Origin of the sequence: Streptomyces sp. NPDC088252 (genome assembly GCF_044740965.1) — a bacterium.
Lineage (GTDB): Bacteria > Actinomycetota > Actinomycetes > Streptomycetales > Streptomycetaceae > Streptomyces.
In genome coordinates this window covers 123575-143761 of record NZ_JBIURS010000011.1, presented here as the reverse complement: position 1 = coordinate 143761, position 20187 = coordinate 123575, and the positions used below count along the sequence as shown (strand labels likewise).

General features: G+C 69.2%; 16 protein-coding genes and 1 pseudogene. 7 read left to right on the top strand and 10 right to left on the bottom strand.

Going from position 1 to position 20187, the window contains the following annotated elements:
* Window positions 1–71: 71 nt before the first annotated feature.
* On the bottom strand, window positions 72–704 hold the full coding sequence (locus ACIOHC_RS23455) for a hypothetical protein (RefSeq protein ID WP_401843824.1): 633 nt from the start codon (window positions 702–704) through the stop codon (window positions 72–74).
* Between the two features lie 370 nt (window positions 705–1074).
* Between ACIOHC_RS23455 and ACIOHC_RS23450 the strand changes: the two genes are divergently transcribed.
* Window positions 1075–2178 carry a serine hydrolase domain-containing protein gene (locus ACIOHC_RS23450; RefSeq protein WP_401843822.1) on the top strand — a complete coding sequence of 368 codons (1104 nt, stop codon included), beginning with the start codon at window positions 1075–1077 and terminating at the stop codon, window positions 2176–2178.
* Between the two features lie 157 nt (window positions 2179–2335).
* Here the strand turns inward: ACIOHC_RS23450 and ACIOHC_RS23445 are convergent, their stop codons facing one another.
* Genes ACIOHC_RS23445 through ACIOHC_RS23430 form a run of 4 tightly spaced genes read right to left on the bottom strand, consistent with a single transcriptional unit; the run spans window position 2336 to window position 6976 of the window.
* Complete coding sequence (locus ACIOHC_RS23445; protein WP_351074362.1) at window positions 2336–3391, bottom strand: hypothetical protein; 1056 nt, start codon at window positions 3389–3391, stop codon at window positions 2336–2338.
* Window positions 3392–3402: 11 nt separating this feature from the next.
* Window positions 3403–4338: an N-acetylneuraminate synthase family protein gene (locus ACIOHC_RS23440; protein ID WP_351074364.1), complete on the bottom strand. Its 936-nt coding sequence runs from the start codon at window positions 4336–4338 to the stop codon at window positions 3403–3405.
* Window positions 4339–4385: 47 nt separating this feature from the next.
* The gene (locus ACIOHC_RS23435) at window positions 4386–5606 is read right to left on the bottom strand and encodes a cytidylyltransferase domain-containing protein (protein WP_401843819.1); all 1221 of its coding nucleotides are present in this window, start codon (window positions 5604–5606) and stop codon (window positions 4386–4388) included.
* 20 nt (window positions 5607–5626) lie between these two features.
* Window positions 5627–6976, bottom strand: a complete 1350-nt coding sequence (locus tag ACIOHC_RS23430; RefSeq protein WP_351074368.1) for a DUF6716 putative glycosyltransferase — start codon at window positions 6974–6976, stop codon at window positions 5627–5629.
* 209 nt (window positions 6977–7185) lie between these two features.
* On the opposite strand from ACIOHC_RS23430, the gene ACIOHC_RS23425 reads away from it, so the two are divergent.
* Both ACIOHC_RS23425 and ACIOHC_RS23420 read left to right on the top strand, forming a co-directional pair.
* Window positions 7186–8175 (top strand): glycosyltransferase family 2 protein, encoded by a 990-nt coding sequence (locus tag ACIOHC_RS23425; RefSeq protein WP_365692063.1) that lies wholly within the window; start codon window positions 7186–7188, stop codon window positions 8173–8175.
* Window positions 8172–9551 carry a polysialyltransferase family glycosyltransferase gene (locus ACIOHC_RS23420; protein ID WP_351074372.1) on the top strand — a complete coding sequence of 460 codons (1380 nt, stop codon included), beginning with the start codon at window positions 8172–8174 and terminating at the stop codon, window positions 9549–9551. The genes ACIOHC_RS23425 and ACIOHC_RS23420 overlap by 4 nt, the downstream gene beginning before the upstream one ends.
* A gap of 76 nt (window positions 9552–9627) precedes the next feature.
* On the opposite strand, the gene ACIOHC_RS23415 is transcribed toward ACIOHC_RS23420, so the two are convergent.
* From ACIOHC_RS23415 to ACIOHC_RS23405, 3 genes are all read right to left on the bottom strand, one after another.
* Window positions 9628–11979, bottom strand: a complete 2352-nt coding sequence (locus ACIOHC_RS23415; RefSeq protein WP_351074374.1) for a glycosyltransferase — start codon at window positions 11977–11979, stop codon at window positions 9628–9630.
* Window positions 11976–13493, bottom strand: coding sequence for a hypothetical protein (locus tag ACIOHC_RS23410; RefSeq protein ID WP_351074376.1), 1518 nt, complete (start codon window positions 13491–13493; stop codon window positions 11976–11978). Before ACIOHC_RS23410 ends, ACIOHC_RS23415 begins: the two co-directional genes overlap by 4 nt.
* Window positions 13494–13798: 305 nt before the next feature.
* Window positions 13799–14443, bottom strand: a complete 645-nt coding sequence (locus tag ACIOHC_RS23405) for a TetR/AcrR family transcriptional regulator C-terminal domain-containing protein (RefSeq protein WP_351074378.1) — start codon at window positions 14441–14443, stop codon at window positions 13799–13801.
* Window positions 14444–14481: 38 nt separating this feature from the next.
* Here ACIOHC_RS23405 and ACIOHC_RS23400 point away from each other — a divergent pair, with 38 nt between their 5' ends.
* Window positions 14482–15909, top strand: coding sequence for an FAD-dependent monooxygenase (locus ACIOHC_RS23400; protein ID WP_351074380.1), 1428 nt, complete (start codon window positions 14482–14484; stop codon window positions 15907–15909).
* On the opposite strand, the pseudogene ACIOHC_RS23395 reads toward ACIOHC_RS23400, so the two are convergent.
* Window positions 15896–16129 (bottom strand): annotated as a pseudogene (locus tag ACIOHC_RS23395) (LysE family transporter); the annotation flags it as partial. The gene ACIOHC_RS23400 and the pseudogene ACIOHC_RS23395 sit on opposite strands and share 14 nt — an antisense overlap.
* Window positions 16130–16162: 33 nt before the next feature.
* On the opposite strand from ACIOHC_RS23395, the gene ACIOHC_RS23390 reads away from it, so the two are divergent.
* Window positions 16163–17743: a recombinase family protein gene (locus tag ACIOHC_RS23390; RefSeq protein WP_365692057.1), complete on the top strand. Its 1581-nt coding sequence runs from the start codon at window positions 16163–16165 to the stop codon at window positions 17741–17743.
* A gap of 46 nt (window positions 17744–17789) precedes the next feature.
* Here ACIOHC_RS23390 and ACIOHC_RS23385 read toward each other — a convergent pair whose 3' ends face one another.
* Window positions 17790–18290 carry a hypothetical protein gene (locus ACIOHC_RS23385; RefSeq protein ID WP_365692055.1) on the bottom strand — a complete coding sequence of 167 codons (501 nt, stop codon included), beginning with the start codon at window positions 18288–18290 and terminating at the stop codon, window positions 17790–17792.
* Between the two features lie 209 nt (window positions 18291–18499).
* On the opposite strand from ACIOHC_RS23385, the gene ACIOHC_RS23380 reads away from it, so the two are divergent.
* Window positions 18500–18745, top strand: a complete 246-nt coding sequence (locus ACIOHC_RS23380) for a hypothetical protein (RefSeq protein WP_401843816.1) — start codon at window positions 18500–18502, stop codon at window positions 18743–18745.
* A 508-nt stretch (window positions 18746–19253) separates the two neighbouring features.
* Complete coding sequence (locus ACIOHC_RS23375) at window positions 19254–20153, top strand: hypothetical protein (protein WP_401843814.1); 900 nt, start codon at window positions 19254–19256, stop codon at window positions 20151–20153.
* Window positions 20154–20187: the final 34 nt, after the last annotated feature.

Sequence of the window (20187 nt, the reverse complement as noted above, 5' to 3'; positions counted from 1 at the left end):
TTGCCCATTTCGCTCCCTGACCGGTCACCCCGGCCGCCCGCCGCCCGCACGACATCCCGGAGGGGGCTCCGTCAGCCGGGCAGCCCCCGCCGCACCGTGTGCATCGCCAGTCCGATGCACACGGCTCCGGCCGTCAGCAGATCAAGACTCATGGCCATCAGCACGGTCCCGGCCAGCACGGCCACGGGGACCCACGCCCGGACCAGGTCCCGGCGGAAGAACGCGAGCAGGGTGACGAGGCCCAGCAGCCCGAACCAGAACAGCATCGGCACCACCGTGTAGACCAACGGCATCACCCCGGGGACGTCCTGCACCCGCCCGAACAGGTCGCTCATGGCCTGCTCGTCCGCCGCGACGAACCCGACCGTCAGGTCGATCAACGCCTGGACCGCCACCGCCGCCGCCCCGAGCACCCCCGCCCAGGACGCCATCTCGACGGCGACCCGCCCGCCGCCGCGCACCTCGGCGAGCCCCCGCAGCCCCCGGAACACCGCCACGAACGCGACCACCGCGGCCAGGAACAGCAGATGCGCCACCGTCCACCACACACCGGGCCCGTAATCGCCGGCGGCCCGCCCGACCAGCCGCACCACTCCGTACCCGGCCATCAGGGCGGGTCCAGCGAGGAGGGCCGTCGCGACCGTCACCCCGGCCGTGTCGGCCGTCCCACCCTGTCGCGCCGCCGCCATCCGCATCGCTGTCATGCGTCGATGCTCGCGCCCGGCCGACCCTGCCCGCCATCGGGGCCTTCCCCCAACAAACCCTGGGTGTACGCCACTTACGGGTCAGGGTGATCCATGACGCCCCGCCAAGGTTTGCGTACCGGCATCGGCGTCGACCGCCACTCCCCGACGAGCCGATGGCCGGGTGGCCGGTGCGGGCCGCGCGCGGGCGGGCGCATGCGCGCCCGCACGTTCGGCTTCTCGTCCCGGATCATCCCGATCTCGGCCCGCCCGGTGGTCGGGCAGCGACGAACGGCGCTGTGCGGATGTCGAGATCTCACCGTTGGTACCGACTCCCGGACGAACGGCGCCCACAAGCGCCGCAGCCAGAGATCGAGAAGGCAGGAACATCATGCAGAAGCTTGTGCAACAGGCCATTGACCAGCTGGTGGAGTCGGGTGCCGAGCTGGGCATCCAGGTCGCGGTGTACCGGTACGGCGAGCTGGTGGTGGACGCGGTGGCGGGTGTCGCCGATCCGGACAGCGGCCGTCCGGTCGCCTCGGACATGCCGTTCTACAGCGCTTCCACCGGCAAGGGCGTGACCGCGACGGTGGTACATGTCCTCGCGGACCGCGGCGCCCTTGACTACGACACTCCGATCGTTGAGCTCTGGCCCGAGTTCGGTGCCCACGGCAAGAACAAGGCGACCATCCGCCACGCGCTGACCCACTCCGTCGGCGTCCCGGCGGTGCCGTCCGACCTCACGGTGCAGGACCTGGCTGATTGGGACGGGATGTGTGCCCTGATCGCCGGTTCCGAGCCCTGGTGGGAGCCCGGGACCAGGACCGGCTACCACGCGATGACCTGGGGCTTCGTGATGGGCGAAATCGTCCGCCGGGCCACCGGCAAGCCGATCTCGCACGTACTCCGGCAGGAGGTGGCGGCTCCGCTGGGCATCGCCGACGAGCTGTTCTTCGGCGTCCCCGAGTCCGAGCTCGGCCGGCTCGCCCGACTTGAGGAGGCGCCCGATACCGCCGCGATGATGGCAGCGATGCCCGCCGACATGCCGTTGCTCAAGGCCACGCCGCCCGCCGTGACCCCCAGCGCCGAGTACGGCAACAACCCCGTGGTGCTCACCTCGGACATTCCCTCGGGTGGCACGATGTCCGCCCGCGCGGCGGCCAGGATGTACGCCGCGCTGCTCGGTGAGGTGGACGGTGTCCGGCTGGTCTCGGACGAGCGGCTGCGGGAGATCACGGCCCTGGCCACGGTCGGTGTCGACCAGATGGTCGGTTTCCCGATGCCGCGCGCTCTGGGCTACAACCTCGGCCGGCCCGGGGCCGACCCGCAGGAGACGCTGAGCGCTTTCGGCATGCCCGGCATGGGAGGCAGTGCGGCCTATGCCGACACCGCGACCGGCATTTCGTTCGCGCTGACCAAGAATCGGTTCTTCCCCGGTCCTTCCACCGCGGTCGACCGGATCGGTGAGTTGGTCGCGAAGGTCGCCACCGGCTGAGACGCTCCGGTCGGGCCCGGCTGCGGCAGGGCGGTGCGGGCGCGGCCGGTCGGCTTCTCGCGATCGGGCTGACTGCCATGCCGACCGCCCCGTCGCACGGCGGAGCAGGGGCGACCGGGGCAGGGGCGGCGCCCCGGTCGTGGTCCGGTGGGCGGGGCTACGCCTCCGTCACCGCCGTCGCCCGCCAGGGCGCCAGCCGTTGGACGTCGCGGGCCGTCTCCGTCACGCCGGACAGGAACCCCTGCGCGCGCGGCGACGCCGTTTCGCGGAGCCATTCCGGGGCGATGTCGCAGACCGCGACCTTGACGTCCGTACCGACCAGGGCGAGGGGCAGGGTGTGGACGACCGTGGAGGGGAAGCTCAGGACCGTACGGCCGATGGGGCCGCGGCGGGCGATGAGTTCCAGGGGGAGGTCGGGGCGGACGATCTCCAGGCCGGTGGCGGCCTCCAGGGCGTGGAGCTTCTCGGTGGACTCGCGGCGGTGGGCGAAGTAGCGGGTGGCCCCGTGGGTGCGGGCCAGGGCCGCGACGGCCTCCAGGTACTGGGCCCGGTCGACCACGCCCGTCTCGACGAGCGAGGTGCCGACCAGGTCCGCGCCCTTGGTGAGCAGCGGCGGGCCGAAGCGGGCCCGGGTCCAGGCGAAGGTGTTGGGGGTGACGGTGACGCCGGGCGGAGCCTCGACCGGCATGGCCGTGAAGACCTCGACCGTACGGGTGGCGGACGGGGTGAAGCGGCTGCGGGCGCGTGCCGTGACCGGGGCCAGGACCAGTTCACGCGGGCCCGAACTGCCCTTGCGGTGCCAGCGCACCAGGCGTTCGCCGCGCGCCAGCTGGGCGACGAACTCCATGGTGGCCGTGCCGTCGTCGACCACGGTGAGGTGCCGGGCGCGCACCATGGTGAGCAGCAGCTGGACGTAGCGGGAGAACGGGTCGCCTATCACGATGCGCTCCGCCCTGCGCAGCAGTCCGGCCAGGGAACGCAGGGTCTTCAGGGGCGCGCCGGCCCCGCCGCGCGCCTCCTGCCAGCGGACGTTGACGCCCTCGTCGCGGGCCAGCTCCGCCATCCGGCGCAGCTGGCCGCGCGACATCGGGTCGACCGGGGGGAGGACGACGACCGTGATGTCCGCAAGGACGTGGTCGTCGCCTCCCTCTGTGCAGGCCCACTCCAGGACGTTCAGGAGCTGGACCGGGCTCTCGACGAAGGCGAGGTTCACCGGTCGGCCCGTCAGACCGCGACCGGCTCGGCGGCCGGGGCCGCCTCGGCGCTCTCGGCGACGACGCCCGCGACGCGGCGGAGCTTCTTCATCGGGCCGAGCTCGGACTCGTACACCTTCTTGATGCCGTCGCCGAGCGAGGCCTCGATGGTGCGGATGTCGCGGACGAGGCGGGTGAGGCCCTGCGGCTCGACGGAGGCGGCCTGGTCGGAGCCCCACATGGCGCGGTCCAGGGTGATGTGGCGCTCGACGAACGCGGCGCCCAGGGCGACGGCCGCGAGGGTCGTCTGGAGGCCGGTCTCGTGGCCGCTGTAGCCGATCGGGACGTTGGGGTACTCCTGCTGCAGGGTGTTGATGACCCGCAGGTTCAGCTCCTCGGCCTTGGCCGGGTAGGTCGAAGTGGCGTGGCAGAGCAGGATGTTGTCGCTGCCGAGGACCTCGACCGCGTGGCGGATCTGGCGCGGGGTCGACATGCCGGTGGACAGGATGATCGTGCGGCCGGTCGCGCGCAGGGCGCGCAGGAGCTCGTCGTCGGTGAGGGAGGCCGAGGCCACCTTGTGCGCGGGGACGTCGAACTTCTCCAGGAAGGCGACGGCCTCGGTGTCCCACGGGGAGGCGAACCAGTCGATGCCGCGCTCGGCGCAGTGCTCGGAGATGGCCCGGTACTCGGCCTCGCCGAACTCGACGCGGTGACGGTAGTCGATGTACGTCATCCGGCCCCAGGGGGTGTCGCGCTCGATGTCCCACTGGTCGCGCGGGGTGCAGATCTCCGGGGTGCGCTTCTGGAACTTGACGGCGTCGCAGCCGGCCTCGGCGGCCACGTCGATCAGCGCGAGGGCGTTGTCGAGGTCGCCGTTGTGGTTGATGCCGATCTCGCCGGTGACGTAGACGGGCCGGCCCGGGCCCGCGGTACGGGTGCCGAGGGTGCGCAGACGGGAGGTGTTCATGAGGTGCGTTCCTTACTCGGGGGGAGGTGCTCGGGGGACTTGGGGGGTTACTCGGGGGACTTCGTGAGGGTGGGGCCCAGCAGCCAGGCCGCGATCTCGCGGATGGCGCCGAAGCCGCCGGGGGTGGTCGTGACGGCGCGGGCCGCGGCCCGTACCGAGTCATGGGCGCTCGCGACCGCGACCGGCCAACCGGCGAGCGCGAAGCACGGCAGGTCGTTGACGTCGTTGCCCACGTAGAGGACACGTTCCGGAGCGATGGACTGTTCGTCGCACCACTGCTTGAGCGCCAGGTCCTTGCGGTCGATGCCGTGCAGGACCGGGATGCGGAGCTTGTGGGCGCGGGCGGCGACGACCGGGTTCTGTTCCGTGGAGAGGATCAGCAGTGGCATTCCGGTCTTGCGCAGGGCCGCGATGCCCAGGCCGTCGCCGCGGTGGACGGCGACGGTCTCGCGTCCGTCGGCGTCGATGAGGACCCGGTCGTCGGTCTGTGTGCCGTCGAAGTCGAGGACGACCGCGTCGATGTCGTCGAGGGTCGGCAGCGGTGAGGGGTCCAGGAGCGGGGCGAGGGCGCGGGCGCGGGCCAGGTCGTGCGGGTCGTCGATCTCCAGGACCCGTGCCGCGTCGGTGCGCACCAGGGCGGTGTGGCCGAAGAATCGGTGGCGGTGGGTACGGAAGCCCGCGGCGTTCATGGCGTACGCGGTGCCGGTCTCCAGCAGGTCCTCCGGGCGGTCCTGGCGCATCTGCCGGACGGACTTGTCGTGGTTGACGCCGTGGTTGTCCTCTTCGAGCGCGCTGCCGTCGCGCCAGAGGAAGCCGTGGAAGGGGGCGACCGTGACCGCCGTGTCGGCGCCGTCGTGGGCGACCGCCGCGGCGACGCCGTCGATGTCCTCCCGTACGACGAACGGACTGGTGCACTGGACCAGCAGCACCACGTCGGCCGTGCGCTCGCGCATCGCCTCGTACGCGTCCAGGGCGTGCAGCACCGCGTCCTCGCTGCTCGACCTGTCCCCGGCGATGGCCGCGGGGCGCTGCACGATGTGCACCCGCTCCGGGGCGCCCAGCGTGTCGCCCGCGGCACGGGCCGCGTCGGCGATGGCCGCGTCGTCCGTCGTCACGACGACGTCCGTGACCTCACGGGAGGCCAGGCAGGCCCGGACGGCGCGGGCGACCAGCGGTACGCCGCCGACCTGGGCGAGGTTCTTGGCCGGTACGCCCTTGGATCCGCCACGGGCGGGGATCACGGCGAGCACGGTCGCGGTCGGGGTCATCTCTGCTCCTGAGGTGGTGTTCACAGCTCGCCCATCCGTCGGATCACCGGGGCGACCCGCTGGACGCCCTGCCGGTACGCGCCGCGCGCCGCTTCCCGTACCGCGTCGCGGACCGCGCCGCGCATCCCGCCGGTCTCGCGCGGCCGGTCGGTGCCGGGCAGCGGGTGTCCGTCGGGCGCCAGGTGGTGGCGGGCGAGGATGCCGGGCAGGTAGCCGGGCGCGGTGGCGGGCGTGTAGTACGGGGCGAGGTCGGGCAGCCGGCCGGCGGCGAGCAGGGCGTCGACGCGGGTGCGGGCGTGGTCGTAGGCCGTGGCGTACGTGCCGTCGGCACAGACGCCCTGGCCGGCCAGCCATCTGGCGTCGGGCTCCGGGCTGTGGCCGCCGTCCAGGTGGTCCCAGGAGGTGAGCAGGCCGGAGCCGATGAAGTGGTGGTTGCCGAGGGCCTCGCGGACGCCGAGGTCGGTGAGGACCGCGGTGGGGATGCGCCGGTGCAGGGCCTCCAGCGCGGCGGTGGAGGAGACCGTGACCAGCAGATCGGTGCGGTCCAGGACCTCGCCCATGTGCCCGTACACCAGGCGGAGGTTGGGCGGCGGTCCGCCGGGCAGCTTCTCCGCGAGCCGCTGGTAGGGGAGTTCCTCGATGTGTGTGGTGTGCTCGCCCGGCTTGGAGCGCAGCTTCAGCAGCACGTCGCGGTCCGGGTGCAGCCTGGCGTGCTCGACGAGCCTGCGCAGCAGATACGTGCGGTCGGCGCGGGAGGCCGGTACGGAGGGCTGGGCGGCGAAGACGACCGTGTCGCGGCCCTCCCGCGGGCGGTACGGCTCGCCGCCGAGGAACGGCAGTGCGGCCTCCGTGACGGCCGAGGCGTCGGCGCCCGCTCCCTCGTACACCGCGCGGAACCGCTCCGCGTCGTGGCGGGAGTTGGCGAGGACGATGTCCGCGCCGTGCCGCAGCAGCAGTCCGTCGGCGAGCTTCTCGTAGACGACGCCGACATAGCCGGTGACGACGACGGGCCTGGCAGGCAGCCGCAGCGCGGCGAGGCCGTGCAGCATCGCCTGGACGGCTCCGCCGACGAGGGCGAGGACGACGACGTCGTATCCCTCGTCCCGCACGGTGTGCAGGAACTCGACGGCCGTCACCTCACGCACCCGTTCGGCGCCGATTCCGACGTCGCCGACCTCGGCGAGCTGGCGCGGGGTCGGGGTGGCCCGGCCGCGCAGCAGGAGCCCGGTGATCTCGACGCGCCGCGCCGACTCCTCGGACCTCCCGGTGGTGAGACGGCGCGCGGTGAGCGCGCCCCATTTCCACCGGGTGTCGGAGTCGGCGAGCACGGCTACCCGGAGGGCGGTCGTCTTATCGGTACGTGGGGGCACGCCCCAGAACTTAGGAAGGCATTTCGATTCGCGGCCCAACGTGACGGCAACAGATGGTTAACAGCCCGCCGACGCTTGGCGAATCACCTTCACAAAGGGGACGCAATCGCCCACGAATCAGTCCGGTTCATCATTCCGACATTCGCCGTTCACCCGGTGTCCCTCCTGGGGCCAAGGCAAATGACGGGCTCCCGCCTAGCGTGAGAAGGGTGGTTAAGCTCTCGGTCATCGTGCCGTTCTACAACGTGCAGACATACGCCCCCGACACCTTGAGGAGCCTGCGGGCCAACGCCCGCGAGGACTTCGAATTCATCCTCGTCGACGATTGTTCGACCGACGGGACCGCGGACATGCTGAGCCGCGCCGAGGACGAGATTCCGGGGGTGGTCGTCCGCAGACATGAGCAGAACGGCGGACTGGCCACCGCCCGCAACACCGGTCTGGACGCGGCACGCGGCGAGTACGTCACCTTCCTCGACGGCGACGACTGGCTGGCGCCCGGGTACTACGCCGACATCCTGGCCCGGACTCAGGCGCTGGGCTGCGATTTCGTCCGTACCGACCATGTCCAGGTCGAGGGCAGGAACCGTACGGTGCACCGTGTCCCGCACGGCAGGCGCGGCGAGGTCCTGGACCCGCGGGACGCGATCCTGCCCGCCGAGCGGACCACCTCGGTCGACTATCCGTACGCCTGGGCCGGGCTGTACCACCGACGTCTCCTGGACCGCGGACTGCTGCATTTCACGGACGGTCTGCGTACCGCGGAGGACCGCCCGTGGATCTGGCGGCTGCACCGCGAGGCCGATTCCTTTGCGGTGCTCGGACTTCTCGGACTCTTTTACCGGCGCGGCGTCGCCTCTTCGCTCACCCAGATCGGCGACGTGCGCCAGCTCGATTTCATTCGCTCGTTCGACCAGGTCATTCGGGAAACGGCCGAGGACCGCGACGCACAGGCGCTGCTGCCGAAAGCGGTCCGTACCTATTGCGCGATCATTTCTCACCACATGAGCTCGATCGAAAGGTTCGAACCCGCGGTGGCCCGCACACTGAAGTCGATGAGTGGAGCCGCACTGCGGCGAATGCCGCAGGGGGTGCTCGACGAGGCCCTCGACTCGATGGACGTGCAGCGCGCCACGCTGCTGCGCAGGCTGCGGCGCCGTCCGGCCGCCGCGGGTGCCAAGGAGGTGGCGGCCGCGTGAACGGCGCCCGGTCCCGCACCACGCAGATCTTCTTCGCGTCCACCCTCTACGGCACCGCCACGCTCGCCGCCGCCCTCGACGCCGGCTGCTTCCCGGACGCGGACCGCCGCATCCTGCTCGTCTCGAACAACGCGGCCGTTCCGGAGACGACGCCCGCCGTCGACGCGATGCCCGGGTTCGACGCGCTGCGAAGCCGTTTCGACGACGTGGTGTCGTGGAACACGGCGATCGCGCCCTTCCACCCCGGCGGCTGGGCGCCGCGCCCCGACGACGTGCCCCTGTGGGAGCGGCATCTGCGCCTGGCCTGGGGGCTGGGCGACGACGACATCGAGCTGGCGGTCGAGTCGATCCAGGTCAACCCCGCGATGGCCGTCACCCAGATCTTCACCGGCGCACCGGTCGACGTCTACGCGGACGGGCTGATGAGCTACGGCCCCACCCGCAACAAGATCGACCCCCTGGTCGGCACGCGGGTGCGCCGGCTGCTCCACCTCGACCTGGTGCCCGGCCTGAAGCCGCTGCTGCTCACGGAGTTCGGGGTGCCGCCGCAGATCGTGCCGACCGAGGTGTTCCTCAAGGTGCTCCGTGAGCTCGCGGACGCGCCCGGGGTCCGGGACGGCGTGCCGTCGGTGGAGGCCCCCGCCCTGCTGCTCGGCCAGTACCTCTCCGCGCTCGGCCTGATCAGCGCGGCCGAGGAGGAGGACCTGCATCTGCGGATGATGCGCGGCGCGGTGGCGCTCGGTCACACCCGCCTCGTCTTCAAACCGCACCCCACGGCCCCGGCGCAGTGGTCGCGCGCGATGGGGGCGGAGGCCGAGAAGCTCGGTGCCGAGCTGACGGTGCTGGACGCGGGGGTGCTCACCGCCCCGGTCCTCGCCGAGGTGCTCTATCAGCGGATGCGGCCCGCGCTGGTCGTCGGCTGCTTCTCGACCGCGCTGCTCACCGCGTCGGCGTTCTACGGGCTGCCGGTGGCCCGGGTCGGCACCGGGATGCTGCTGGACCGGCTCGCCCCGTACGAGAACAGCAACCGTGTCCCGGTCACGCTCGTCGACGCGCTGGTGCCGGAGGTGACGGACCGGGCGGTCGTCGAGCGGGCGGGGGCCGCGGCCGACCCGGCCGACCTGGCGGATCTGACCGGGCTGGTCACCGCCGTCGGGTTCGCGATGCAGCCGAAGATCCATCCGGGGCTGCGGCCGGCCGCCGAACGGTACCTTTCCGCGCACCTGGACGCGACGACGTGGCGGTACTTCAAGCGCAAGCGGCTCACGTCGCTGGCGCTGCCCGGGGCGGTACCCGCGCAGCTCGCGTTCCTGCCGCGCAACGCGGTGGTGCGCAGGGTGGCGCGGTCGGTGCGGCGGCGCGTGGTGCGGCAGTAGGCACCGGCCGCCCGGCTGTCCCGGGCGCCGGACGGGTTCGTTCCGATCCCGTCCGGCGCCCTCGGGCTTCCCCGCGTCAGTCGCGCACGCCGCCCCGGATCACCCTCAGATCGGCCGCGTTCGCCTCGGTGACCTTCCACAGTTCCCGCTGCCGGCCGTGCACATCGGCGACGGTCGCGGCATGGTCGTCCAGCAGTCCGGCCGCACGCTCGGCGAGCCGGGCCCCGAGGTGCCGGTCGTGGACCGAGATCCCCCACTCCGGGCGCTCGATGTCGGCGAGGAAGTACGCCATCTTCGGGTGCGAGATCAGGCTGATGATCGGCGTACCGCAGCCGAACGGGATCATGCCCGCGTGCCCGCGCATCCCGATGACCAGCATCGTACGGGCGTAGGTGTCCCGGATCGCGTCGTTGTCGAAGTCGTACATCGGGATCACCGGCAGCGCGATCCCGTGCTCGCGCCGCAGGTCGAAGGCGATCCGCTCGTCGTCCAGCGAGTGGGCGACGCACTTCACCTCGGCGCGCTCGCCGAGCGCCCGCACCGCGGTGGCCATCTCGCCCAGGAAGTGTCCGTAGTCATGGCCGAAGCGGAGCCCGGACCGGTCGTACGCGGCATTGATGAGCACGGTGTCCTCGCGCCGCTCCGGGTCCGTCCAGCCGTCGACCAGTTGTCTGGTCACCGTCGTCGGGCAGGGCTGGAAGCGCACCTTGTCGTGGAGCGGGGCGGGCAGCAGCTCCCGGATCTTCTCGATGGAGCCGTGGTTGCGCAGCCCGAAGAACGAGGCGCGCTCCACCAGCTTGCGCAGGGAGGAGAGGAACCGGTCCCGGCCGTGGCCGTAGGCCTGGCCGTCGAAGGCGTTGAAGCCGACCGCGTACACCATGACGGGTACGTCGATCCGGTCGAGCAGTTCGTCCGGGACGTTCCACTGCCAGCCGCTGTTGCCGTTGGGCGCGGTATCGGGGATGAAGAGGCCACCGCCGCCGATGACCAGTCCGCGCCGCTCGTTGACCCGCTCCAGGGCGGCCTCGTCGAAGAGCCGGTGGGCGTGGATCGAGTGCCAGCGCTGCGGGCCGGTGTCCCGGCCGAAGGCGAGCCGTACGCTCTCGGGCAGCAGCTTGTCCCCGGCGTTGCCCTGCCGGTCCATGTAGAAGGCGACATGGGCGAGCTGGCCGGAGGCGGGGCCCTCCACGGCTGCGGGCGCGTCCGTGGCGCGCTGGTACATCAGCCGGTTCGCGCGGTGCGTCGGGTCGACGCCGAGGCCCTTCAGGGCGTACTCGGCCGCCGCGCCGTCGTCACCGTGGATCCAGGCGATCTGGGCGAGGCGCCCGAAGGCGGTCGCGGCCCGGTTGGGCGCCGCGGTGGCGAGCAGGAGCCGGACCCGGGCCTCGTCGTAGCGGGAGACGCTCATCAGGGCGTGGCCGAGCACCTCGTGCGGCCAGGCCTCGTCGACGGGTGTCCGGACCCCGCCCAGCAGGTCGGCCGCCTCCTGGTACTCGCCGGCCGCGATGTGGGCGGCGGCGACCTTGCGTGCGGCCTCCGGTGAGCCGGTGCGCCGCACGTGCGGGGTGCCGTAGTGGACCAGCAGATCGTGGTGCTTGGCGCCGGGCAGCGCCAGGTACGCGGAGTGGAACTCGGCGTCGGACAGCTCGAATTCGTGCCAGCGGTCCTCGGCCTCGCGATACCCCGACTCGCCGCCCTGCCAGGGCTTGTGCCGCCCGGTGAAGTGCAGGACGGCGGTCGATTCGGGAACCGGCAGGTCGCCGGAGAGCCGCCGCTTGACGAAGTTGTAGCGGGCGTCGAGCTGCACGAAGTCACCGTCGAGCACGGCGTTGAGGATGCCCTGGTCGTGCTTGTCGAGCTCGTACGTACCGGCCCGCCCGACCTCGTCGATCCTCGCGCAGAACGTGTCGCTCAGATACTCGCGCTGGATGACCAGCAGTCCGCTGTTGAGCTTGTGCTGCCCGTAGAAGAACTGCGGCACCGCGGCCAGTCCGTCGCGCAGCTTCAGCAGCTCACCGAGATCGCCGAGGACCACCATGTCGGTGTCCAGGGTGATGACGGTGTCGTAGTCGCGCACCCGGAAGATGTCGAGGATGAAGTAGGCCTTGCGCACCAGGTAGTTGTCCTGGTCGCCCTTGGCGTACGAGTCGTAGTGCGCGGCGTCGACCCGGCGGAAGTCCACGCGCGGGTGCAGCGCCCGGATCTGCGCGACGGAGGCGGGGCGCAGTCCGTCGTGCAGGACGAGGAAGTCCTCGCAGACGTTCGGGTTGGAGAGTGCGAGGCTGCGCAGCAGGGCGAGGAACCCGGGCAGGTAGTTCTCGTCGACGAAGCTCGCGAAGGCGACCCGGCGCTTGCCGGTGAGCGCGTTCGCGGGGGCGGGCGACACGGGCACGGCCGTGGTGGGCAGGGACGTGGCAGTCGTCGTCATCGCAGTCGGATCCTCATGTCGGTGACGCTCTGGGCGCGTTCCATGACCCACGCCTTTTCGCTGGTGTACTCGTGCACGGAGGTGATGGGCATCTTCATCGCGGTGGGCAGCCGGTAGGCGCCGCTCTCGTAGAAGTCGAAGCCGATCAGGTCGAGCCGGCTGCTGACGTCGAGGTGGTCGAGGAGCCACAGCATGTTGAACCCGGTGGTGGGGATGGCCGGCCAGACGTCGGCGCCGACGCGCCCGATGTCCCGCAGCGGCCAGCGCAGCGACTCGTCGCCCAGGTACTGCTGGGCGCCCGGGACGAGGCGGTTGCGCAGGGAGTGCTTCCAGTCGCCGGAGACCCCGCCGAAGACCAGCCGGGTGTGCACCTTCTGGTCCCAGTTGAAGCCGTGCTTGTGGATGGTGGCGTGGATGTCGGTGCGCCGCCCGGTCGCCGCCGGGTCGATCCGGTACGAGTTGAAGCGGACGACCAGGTCGTAGCCGTCGATCTCGGCACCCATCGAACTTGCGCCGACACGCTGCGAGTTGGCGATGAGGCAGATCGACTTGCCGGCTATCCGGTTACGGAACTCGCCGACCGTGGTCCACTGGACGCCGCCGAAGGTGGGGTCCTCGACCGGGCCCCGCATGCGGCTTCTGCGCTGCTCGGCGTAGAGCGCGACGAGTCCGGTGAGTCCGGCCACGGCGTCCGGGTCGGTCCCGGCCGCCTCCATGGCCAGGTCGAGGTACTGGGACGTGGCGTCCTGGAGCTCGGTCACCGGGGCGCCGCCCCGCTCCTGCGCGAGCAGGGCGCCGATCAGCCGGGGCCGCGCCCCGTCCCAGTCGCCGCTCGCCCGGAGCGCGAGACCCTCGGCCCAGGACTCGGTGACGGGCCGGACGGCGAACGCCGCGGCCTCGGGGCAGTCGCGCTCCAGCCCGCGCAGCAGCTCGTACCGGCGGTCCTCGCCCAGCCGCAGGCCGACGACCTTGGCCGCGACGCCGAAGCCGTCGTCGTCGGTGAATTCCAGGTAGCGCTCGTACGCCTCGATGGCGGCGGCCTCCGCGCCCATCGCCTCCAGCGTCCGGGCCCGCAGCCGCCAGCCGGCCCGCGAGCGCCTGCGCTGGGTCAGCACGGTGTCCCCGATGAGCACCGCGAGCTTCAGCTCGTCCTCGTAACCGCAGTCCAGCGCCTTGTTGCCGACCGCGAGCAGCGGGTCGAGCAGCTCGTCCACGAGGGCCGCGGCGGTGCCCGTCCCGCTCTTCCCGGGGCGCCGGATCAGCGCGATCGGGGACGCGGCGGGCGCGGACGGCGCGGTCTGTGCCGCGGCGTGCACGGCCAGCAGGTGCCGCAGCGCCTCCGCGAGCGCCGTGCGTCGCCGGTCGAGCCCTGCCACCAGCTTGGCGCTGTGCGCGGCGCAGGCACGCAGACACACGTCCAGGTCGGTCGGCGCGACGGTGGCGAACTGCGACGTGACACCCTCGGGCGGGGCCGCGTCACGTTGCCGTGGCCAACGGGTGCGGGCTTCTCTCATGGCGCTCCAAGCGTCTGGTGCCCGTGGGGGGAGGGGGCGTGTCCGGGTGTGCGGTCACCGCAGCGCGCCCGGGATGTGCCCCGCCCCGTCGGAACGGGGCGGATGCTCCGCGCGCGTGTTCGGTTCCACGACACGCTAGGAAAGCTGTACGGACACCGGATGAACCCGCCCTGTCGGAACGGGAAACTGCGCACCGACCCCGCTGGTACGAGCCTTTCTCAGCGCACCCCGCTGGTACGAGCCTTTTTCAGCGCACCCCGCTGGTACGAGCCTTCTTCAGCGCACCCCGCTGGTACGAGCCCTTTTCAGCGCACCCCGTACCGCGCCTCGATGCCCGCGACGATCAGCCACAGGCCGTCCTCGAAGCGTTCGTCGTAGCGGGTGAAGATCTCGGCACCGGCCGCGGCGGCGAGCGGGTACCGGGCCATCCGTTCCGCGCGCTCGCCGATGTCGAAGCCCTCGCGCCGCTCGTCCGGCATCGGCTGGACGCCCTGTTCCTCGGTGACGAAGCCCATGGTGTACGCGTAGGCGGTGGTGCCCGCCCGGACGGCCTGCCAGAGCTCGAAGCCCGCGTCGACCATGGTGCGCAGATGGCTTTCGAGGCCGTCTGCGTGATCGGTTCCGGTGAATTTCGCGCCGCTGTAGACCTTCGCCCCGTCGCGGTAGCGCAGCAGGGCGGTGCGCAGTGCGCCGTTGTACGCGACGAGCTGGTCCTGCCAGCGCTCCGGGGCCGGCCCCGACAGGTCCTCGTCGAGCATCCGGCGGTACATCACCGTGGCCATCTCGTCGAGGAGCGCCTGCTTGTCCTTGAAGTGCCAGTAGAGCGCGGGCGCCTTGACATCGAGCTCCCTGGCGATGGCGCGCAGCGTGAGCCCGTCGAGGCCCACCTCGTTCAGCAGCCGCAGCCCGGTGTCGGCCACGCGCGCCCGGTCGATCTTCGTTGTTCCCACCTTGACAATTTAACAGCGTTAAGCACACACTCCGCACCATGGAACTTAACAACGTTAAGGAAGCGGACGTGGTGATCGTCGGCGCCGGCCCCTGCGGACTGGCCCTCGGCTGCGATCTGGCCCGCCGGGGCGTGCGCGCCCTGATCGTCGAGCGGGCTCCCGCGCTCTTTCCCGGCTCACGCGGAAAGGGCATCCAGCCACGCACCAGGGAGGTGCTGGACGACCTCGGGGTCGGTGGCGCGGTGCGCGAGCACGGCGGACCGGCCCCGGTGGGACTGGTCTGGCAGGACGGGCGGCGGCAGCAGGAGCGCGACATGTTCCGCCGTGCGGCCCCCACGGAGGCCGAGCCCTACGGGGAGCCGTGGATGCTGCCGCAGTGGCGCACCCAGGAGATCCTGCTGGCCCGGCTGCGCGAGCTGGGCGGGGACGTCGCCTTCGGCACCGCGCTGACCGGGCTCGACCAGGACGCCGACGGCGTCACGGCCCGCCTGACGACGGGACCGGTCCGGTCCTCCTACCTGGTCGCGGCGGACGGCGGACGCAGCACGGTCCGGCGTGCGCTGGGGATCGCGATGACGGGTGAGGCCGTGGACCCCGCTCCGATGCTGGTCGCCGACGTGCGGGTGGCCGAGGACGCACTGGACCGGCTCAACTGGCATGTGATGTCCGGCGAGGAGGGCTTCCTCGCCCTCTGCCCGCTGCCCGGCACGGCGGACTTCCAGCTGGTCGCCCGGTTCGATGCGGGCGAGCCCGACACGTCCCCGGAGGGGGTGCGCGCACTGGTCGCGGCGCGCACGCATCTGGCGGCGCGGGACATCACCGAGGTCCTGTGGTCCTCCGACTTCCGGCCGCGCGCCGCGCTGGCGGAGCGGTTTCGCGACGGCCGGGTCCTGCTGGCGGGCGACGCGGCGCATGTGCACTCGCCCGCGGGCGGCCAGGGCCTGAACACCGGCGTCCAGGACGCGTACAACCTGGGCTGGAAGCTCGGCCAGGTGCTGCGGCGCGGGGCGCCCGCCGCCCTTCTCGGCAGTTACGAGGACGAGCGCCGCCCGATCGCCGCCGACATGCTCGGCCTGTCCACCCGCATCCACCGGGGCGAGCAGGAACGCGGCGCGGCGACCCAGCAGCTGGGCCTCGGCTACCGCGGGGGCCCGCTGTCGGTGGGCCGGGCCGGTGCCCTGCATTCCGGCGACCGCGCCCCGGACGGGCGGACGGCAGGGGGGCGGCGCCTCTTCGACATCTTCCGTGGTCCCCACTTCACGCTGCTGGCCGTCGGCACGGGCATCGAACTCCCGGCCTTCGACGACGATCTGGTCCGTGTGCACCGGACCGACGGCTGCGAGGCGTACGGGAAGGGCCTGTTCCTGGTGCGCCCCGACGGCTACATCGGCTGGGCGGGCGAGGACGCCTCGGGGATGGCGGGGTATCTGTCCCCGCTCGGCCTCGCCCCGGTCACACGCTGCTGAGCGAGAGCTTCGCCGCGAACCCCAGGAACAGCAGACCGGCCGCCGAAGTGGCCCCCGCCGACAGCCGCTTGCGGCGGCGGAACGCGGCGGACAGCCGGGTGCCGCCGAATATCAGCATCGACAGATAGAGGAAGCTGGCGATCTGCAGCAGCGTGCCCAGCAGCAGGAAGGACAGCGCCGGGTAGGCGTAGCCGGGGTCGACGAACTGCACGAAGAACGTTCCAGAGTCCAACTGCCTGTACGCTCTGGCCCCATGGCACCTACGCAGACCGCCCCGGAGTGGACCGCAGACGAGCTGGCAGAGCTGGCCGAACTCAAGGCCAAGAACGAGGTACTACCCGAGGACGCCCCCCGTGGGCTCCTGTCGGTCCGGCTCTCGATCCTCACGGAGGACACCACCAGTCCGGCACGGCAGGAACTTGACCTACGCCGCCACGCCGTCCGAGAGGGCATCAGAGTTGTTGGTGTGGCCAGGGACCTTGGAGTGTCCGCAACCAAAAAGGCGCCTTGGGAACGGAAAGAGCTTGGCGACTGGCTCAACAACCGGATACCAGAGTTCGACCTGATTCTGTTCTGGAAGCTGGACAGGTTCATCAGGCGAATCTCTGACCTCCACGAGGTCATCAAGTGGTGTGAGAAGTTCGGGAAGAACCTGGTTTCCCTGAATGACACTCTGGACCTGTCATCCCCGATGGCTCAGGCAATGGTGACTTTCATTGCGGCAGTGGCAGAGATTGAAGCAGCGAACACCAGGACCCGTGTTTCTTCACACTGGGAGTACACAAAGCAGCAGGACCAATGGCGTATCGGTAAGCCGTCGTTCGGTTACAAGACTGCCAGGGTGAATGGGAAGCTGCGTCTTGTTCAGGACTCAAAGCGGGCACGGGTGGTGCGCTACATGCACGCCGCCGCAATGCGGGGTGTACCTGCGAACAAGATTGCCAAGGTGTTGGACAGGGCCAAGGTTCCGACCTACAGCAATAGGAAATGGAACAATCAGCAGGTTCTCAGGATTCTCAGGAATCCGGCCGTCAAGGGTATTCGCACTGAGGGTGGCACTAAGTCCACGGCCTACAACTCCAAGCCTGTACTGGACAAGAAGGGCCAGGAAATCAGTGTGACAGATGAGCCGATCCTTACTGCCGAGGAATTCGAGCAGGTACAGGCAGCGTTGGCGACCCGCGCGAAGAACAAGCGCCACCACGAGAAGAACCGTCGACCTACCAGGTTCCTGGGCGTCGTGAAGCACGAGACCTGCACCAACAACATCAATGAGACCAACTCGTACAAGACTCTCTCCACAGGGGAAGAGCGGGAATACCGCTACTTGCGATGCCCCCAGTGCCGTAAACCCGGATTCGTAATCCCGGACCCTGAACACACATACTCCGCTCTGACTCAGGCCGTCTTCGAAGAACTCGGGGATTACGAGGTTATCCGCCGCGAGTACGCCCGTGGCGACGAGAACAGGCGAGAGCGTAAGCGACTGGAGGAGTCGATTGCCTACTACATGACCGGCCTGGAGCCTGGGGGAAGGTTTGATAAGGCGGGGTTCATCCGAGAGAAGGCGGAGAGCACGCTAGACGCCCTCATGGCTGACTTGGCCAAGATTGATCCGGAGTCCACAAAGGACAGGTGGGTTTACCAGAGCACCGGCAAGACCTACAGGCAGCATTGGGAAGCTGGTGGCGTAGAGGCCATGGAGCAAGACCTGTTGAGCGCCGGAATCACCTTTGAACTTGGCCGGGACGCTGGCGGGGAAGTCGTTGGGAAGCTGCTCATCCCGCACGATGTGAAGAAGAAGCTGATCAAGATGGGTGACAACTGGAGCTAGAGTCCAGACACAGAACAGCCCCGGTCACAGCGGCCGGGGCTTTCTGCTACTCCAAGAGGTTTCTGGCCTTCCCGGTAACGATGCCTCCGGCCTTCCTGTCGGCAACGGTCTCCAGAAAGCCGTCTTTCCTCGCTCGCTTTAGGTGATCCTTCACGGTGTTCTGAGTCTTGCCGACAGCTTCCCCGAGCCACTTCACGGGGGCCTGTACGCCCCTGTTGGACGCCTCCACGTACAGAGCAGACAGAAGGGCTAGGTAACGGTCCGAGAGGCGGCCAGAGGCCAGTTCTGCCCGCGCCTGGCTTGCCAGGGCCTCTAGGTCCCCCTGGGCCTGCCCCGTGGCCTCCTGGGCCTTCTCGTTGATCCGACTCAGCTCAGGTTCCATGCGCCGCAGAACCGTCGTCGTCACCCCTCGGGCAACGTCCCGGCCTGGGGCGTCCTCCGCTGGCTCGATGGTGAGCCTCTGCGGCCCTCCCTGGGTGTCAGCACCGGACCACTCCGCCCGGAGCACCCAGGCCCCGACCTTTTGCCTGATCTCGTATCCGCTCATGTCGCGCACGCTACACCCAGCCCTGACACGTTCTGAATAAACCCTGTGACGCGCTCCACAAACAGAGGGCGGCCGGCACTGGATCACCCCAGGTCAGAAGTTTATTCAGGTTGATTCAGGCACCCAGTTTCGGCATAGCTGGGTTGATCGTAGCTAGTTATGTGGGCAATCTTGAGTGGGTCAGGGCGAACGAAACACAGGAGGAACATATGAGCCCGCTCTCTGCGATTCAGCCCCTCATAAATGAAGCCGTGCACGAGGCGCTTAAGGACCAGGCAGCGTGTGTGGTCTTTCATCTGGCCCTCACCGCTGAACTTGGCCGGATGGAACTCTCGGACGCTATCGACGTGTGTACGGGGGCCCTGGAAATGACCGAGGATCAGGCGGAGGAAGTCTTGGCCTCCACCATCGCAGGGATCATCACTGAGCGATTAGAAAAGGAGATGGACCAGTGAGCGACGAGAAGTGCGCTAAGTGCGGGGTCATTGGACGACTTCACGACTCTTATGGAACCTGCACCAACAGCATGGAGAAATCTCAGGTGAGTACGGAAACCCGCAAACAGCCCAAGGCTACTCCCCGGCATGACTGGGAACAGGCTCTCCGGGCCTGTCCCGACATTCCCCCGGCCAAGATGTCAACGCTCTGGTCCGTTGCCATGCATACCGAGTTCGGGACAGGGCATGGGCATATGCTCCCCGGCCTGAGCCCCAATCTAGCCCTTTGAAGGGCGATCCCCGCGAGGACGACATTAATAGCTGGGCCGACGACTGGACGTTATCGAGATCCTTTTGAGAAATCTTCACCGCAGGTTCGAACCTATGCCCAATAGCACTTTCTACTCTCATGCTGGGTGTTCGGAAGGTTCGCGATAAGCGATACCGGCAACGACACAACCACTGACTGATACTGACTATGGGGCCCATCGAAGTGGGTCCCTTTTCGTTTACCCAAGGAGTTTCCATGTTTGAGATCCCTGCAGGATTTAACCTTCCCTCCTCCGTTCAGAAGGCTTTGAAGAAGCGCGATGAATTGGCAGTACAGCTCACACAGTTCCAGGTCGAAAATTTTGATTGCGTGCCTCAGAAGCGTATCGGTGATAGGGATACGCATACCCCCATCCTGGAGAACGCAGAGGCCCAGTGGAATCGAGAAATGAAGGAGTCCATCAAGGCTGGTAAGGACTTCAAGTCTCTGGATGACTACCTGGCCCCGTTCGAGAAGAAGGCTTCGGAGTACGGGGTTCGAGTCAAGGCCCAGGAAGAGTTGATTGCCGAGTCGGACAAGGAACTCATCGTTGCCATTCGGCAAGTCCACGGGGATTTGGTTACCCAGGCTTACAATGCTGCGAATGAGGCCAAGGCTGCCTATGTGAAGGCTCTTCAGGATGCCCAGAACGCCCGTGCCGCTATGGCAGGGGCGGTTAACCGATTCTGCTGGACGGTGACGGGTGGCAACAAGGGCAAGCTGGAAGGGGTCGGCTTTGGCTCCGGGGGCCGTGACGGACTCGGTATTGACCTGAACGTTTGGCAGGCCACGACTGATGGCCGTATCACCGTTGACACCATGCGCGCTCTCGGTCTGGTTAACCAGTGGGAGGGTGTTCTTATGCTTCCCGAGTTTGAGGACATGGTTTACAACCCTGAGAACCCTCTTGCTGAGGAAGTTAGCCTGAAGCCTTCCAGGGATGGCGGTACTCACGAATGCCCGTCCTGTGGCCTGCGGCTGAATGCTGGTAGCCGTCGGGTTTCCTGCATCGGTTCGAAGGATGCTCGGCACACTCGGGCCACGTTCACGTCCAAGGCCGATCTTGATAGCGAGCGTCACCCGAACTTTCCTCGGGCACGTCAGAACCGATTCTAAAGAGTGAGAAACCTGGGGCGAGTAGTAGTGACAA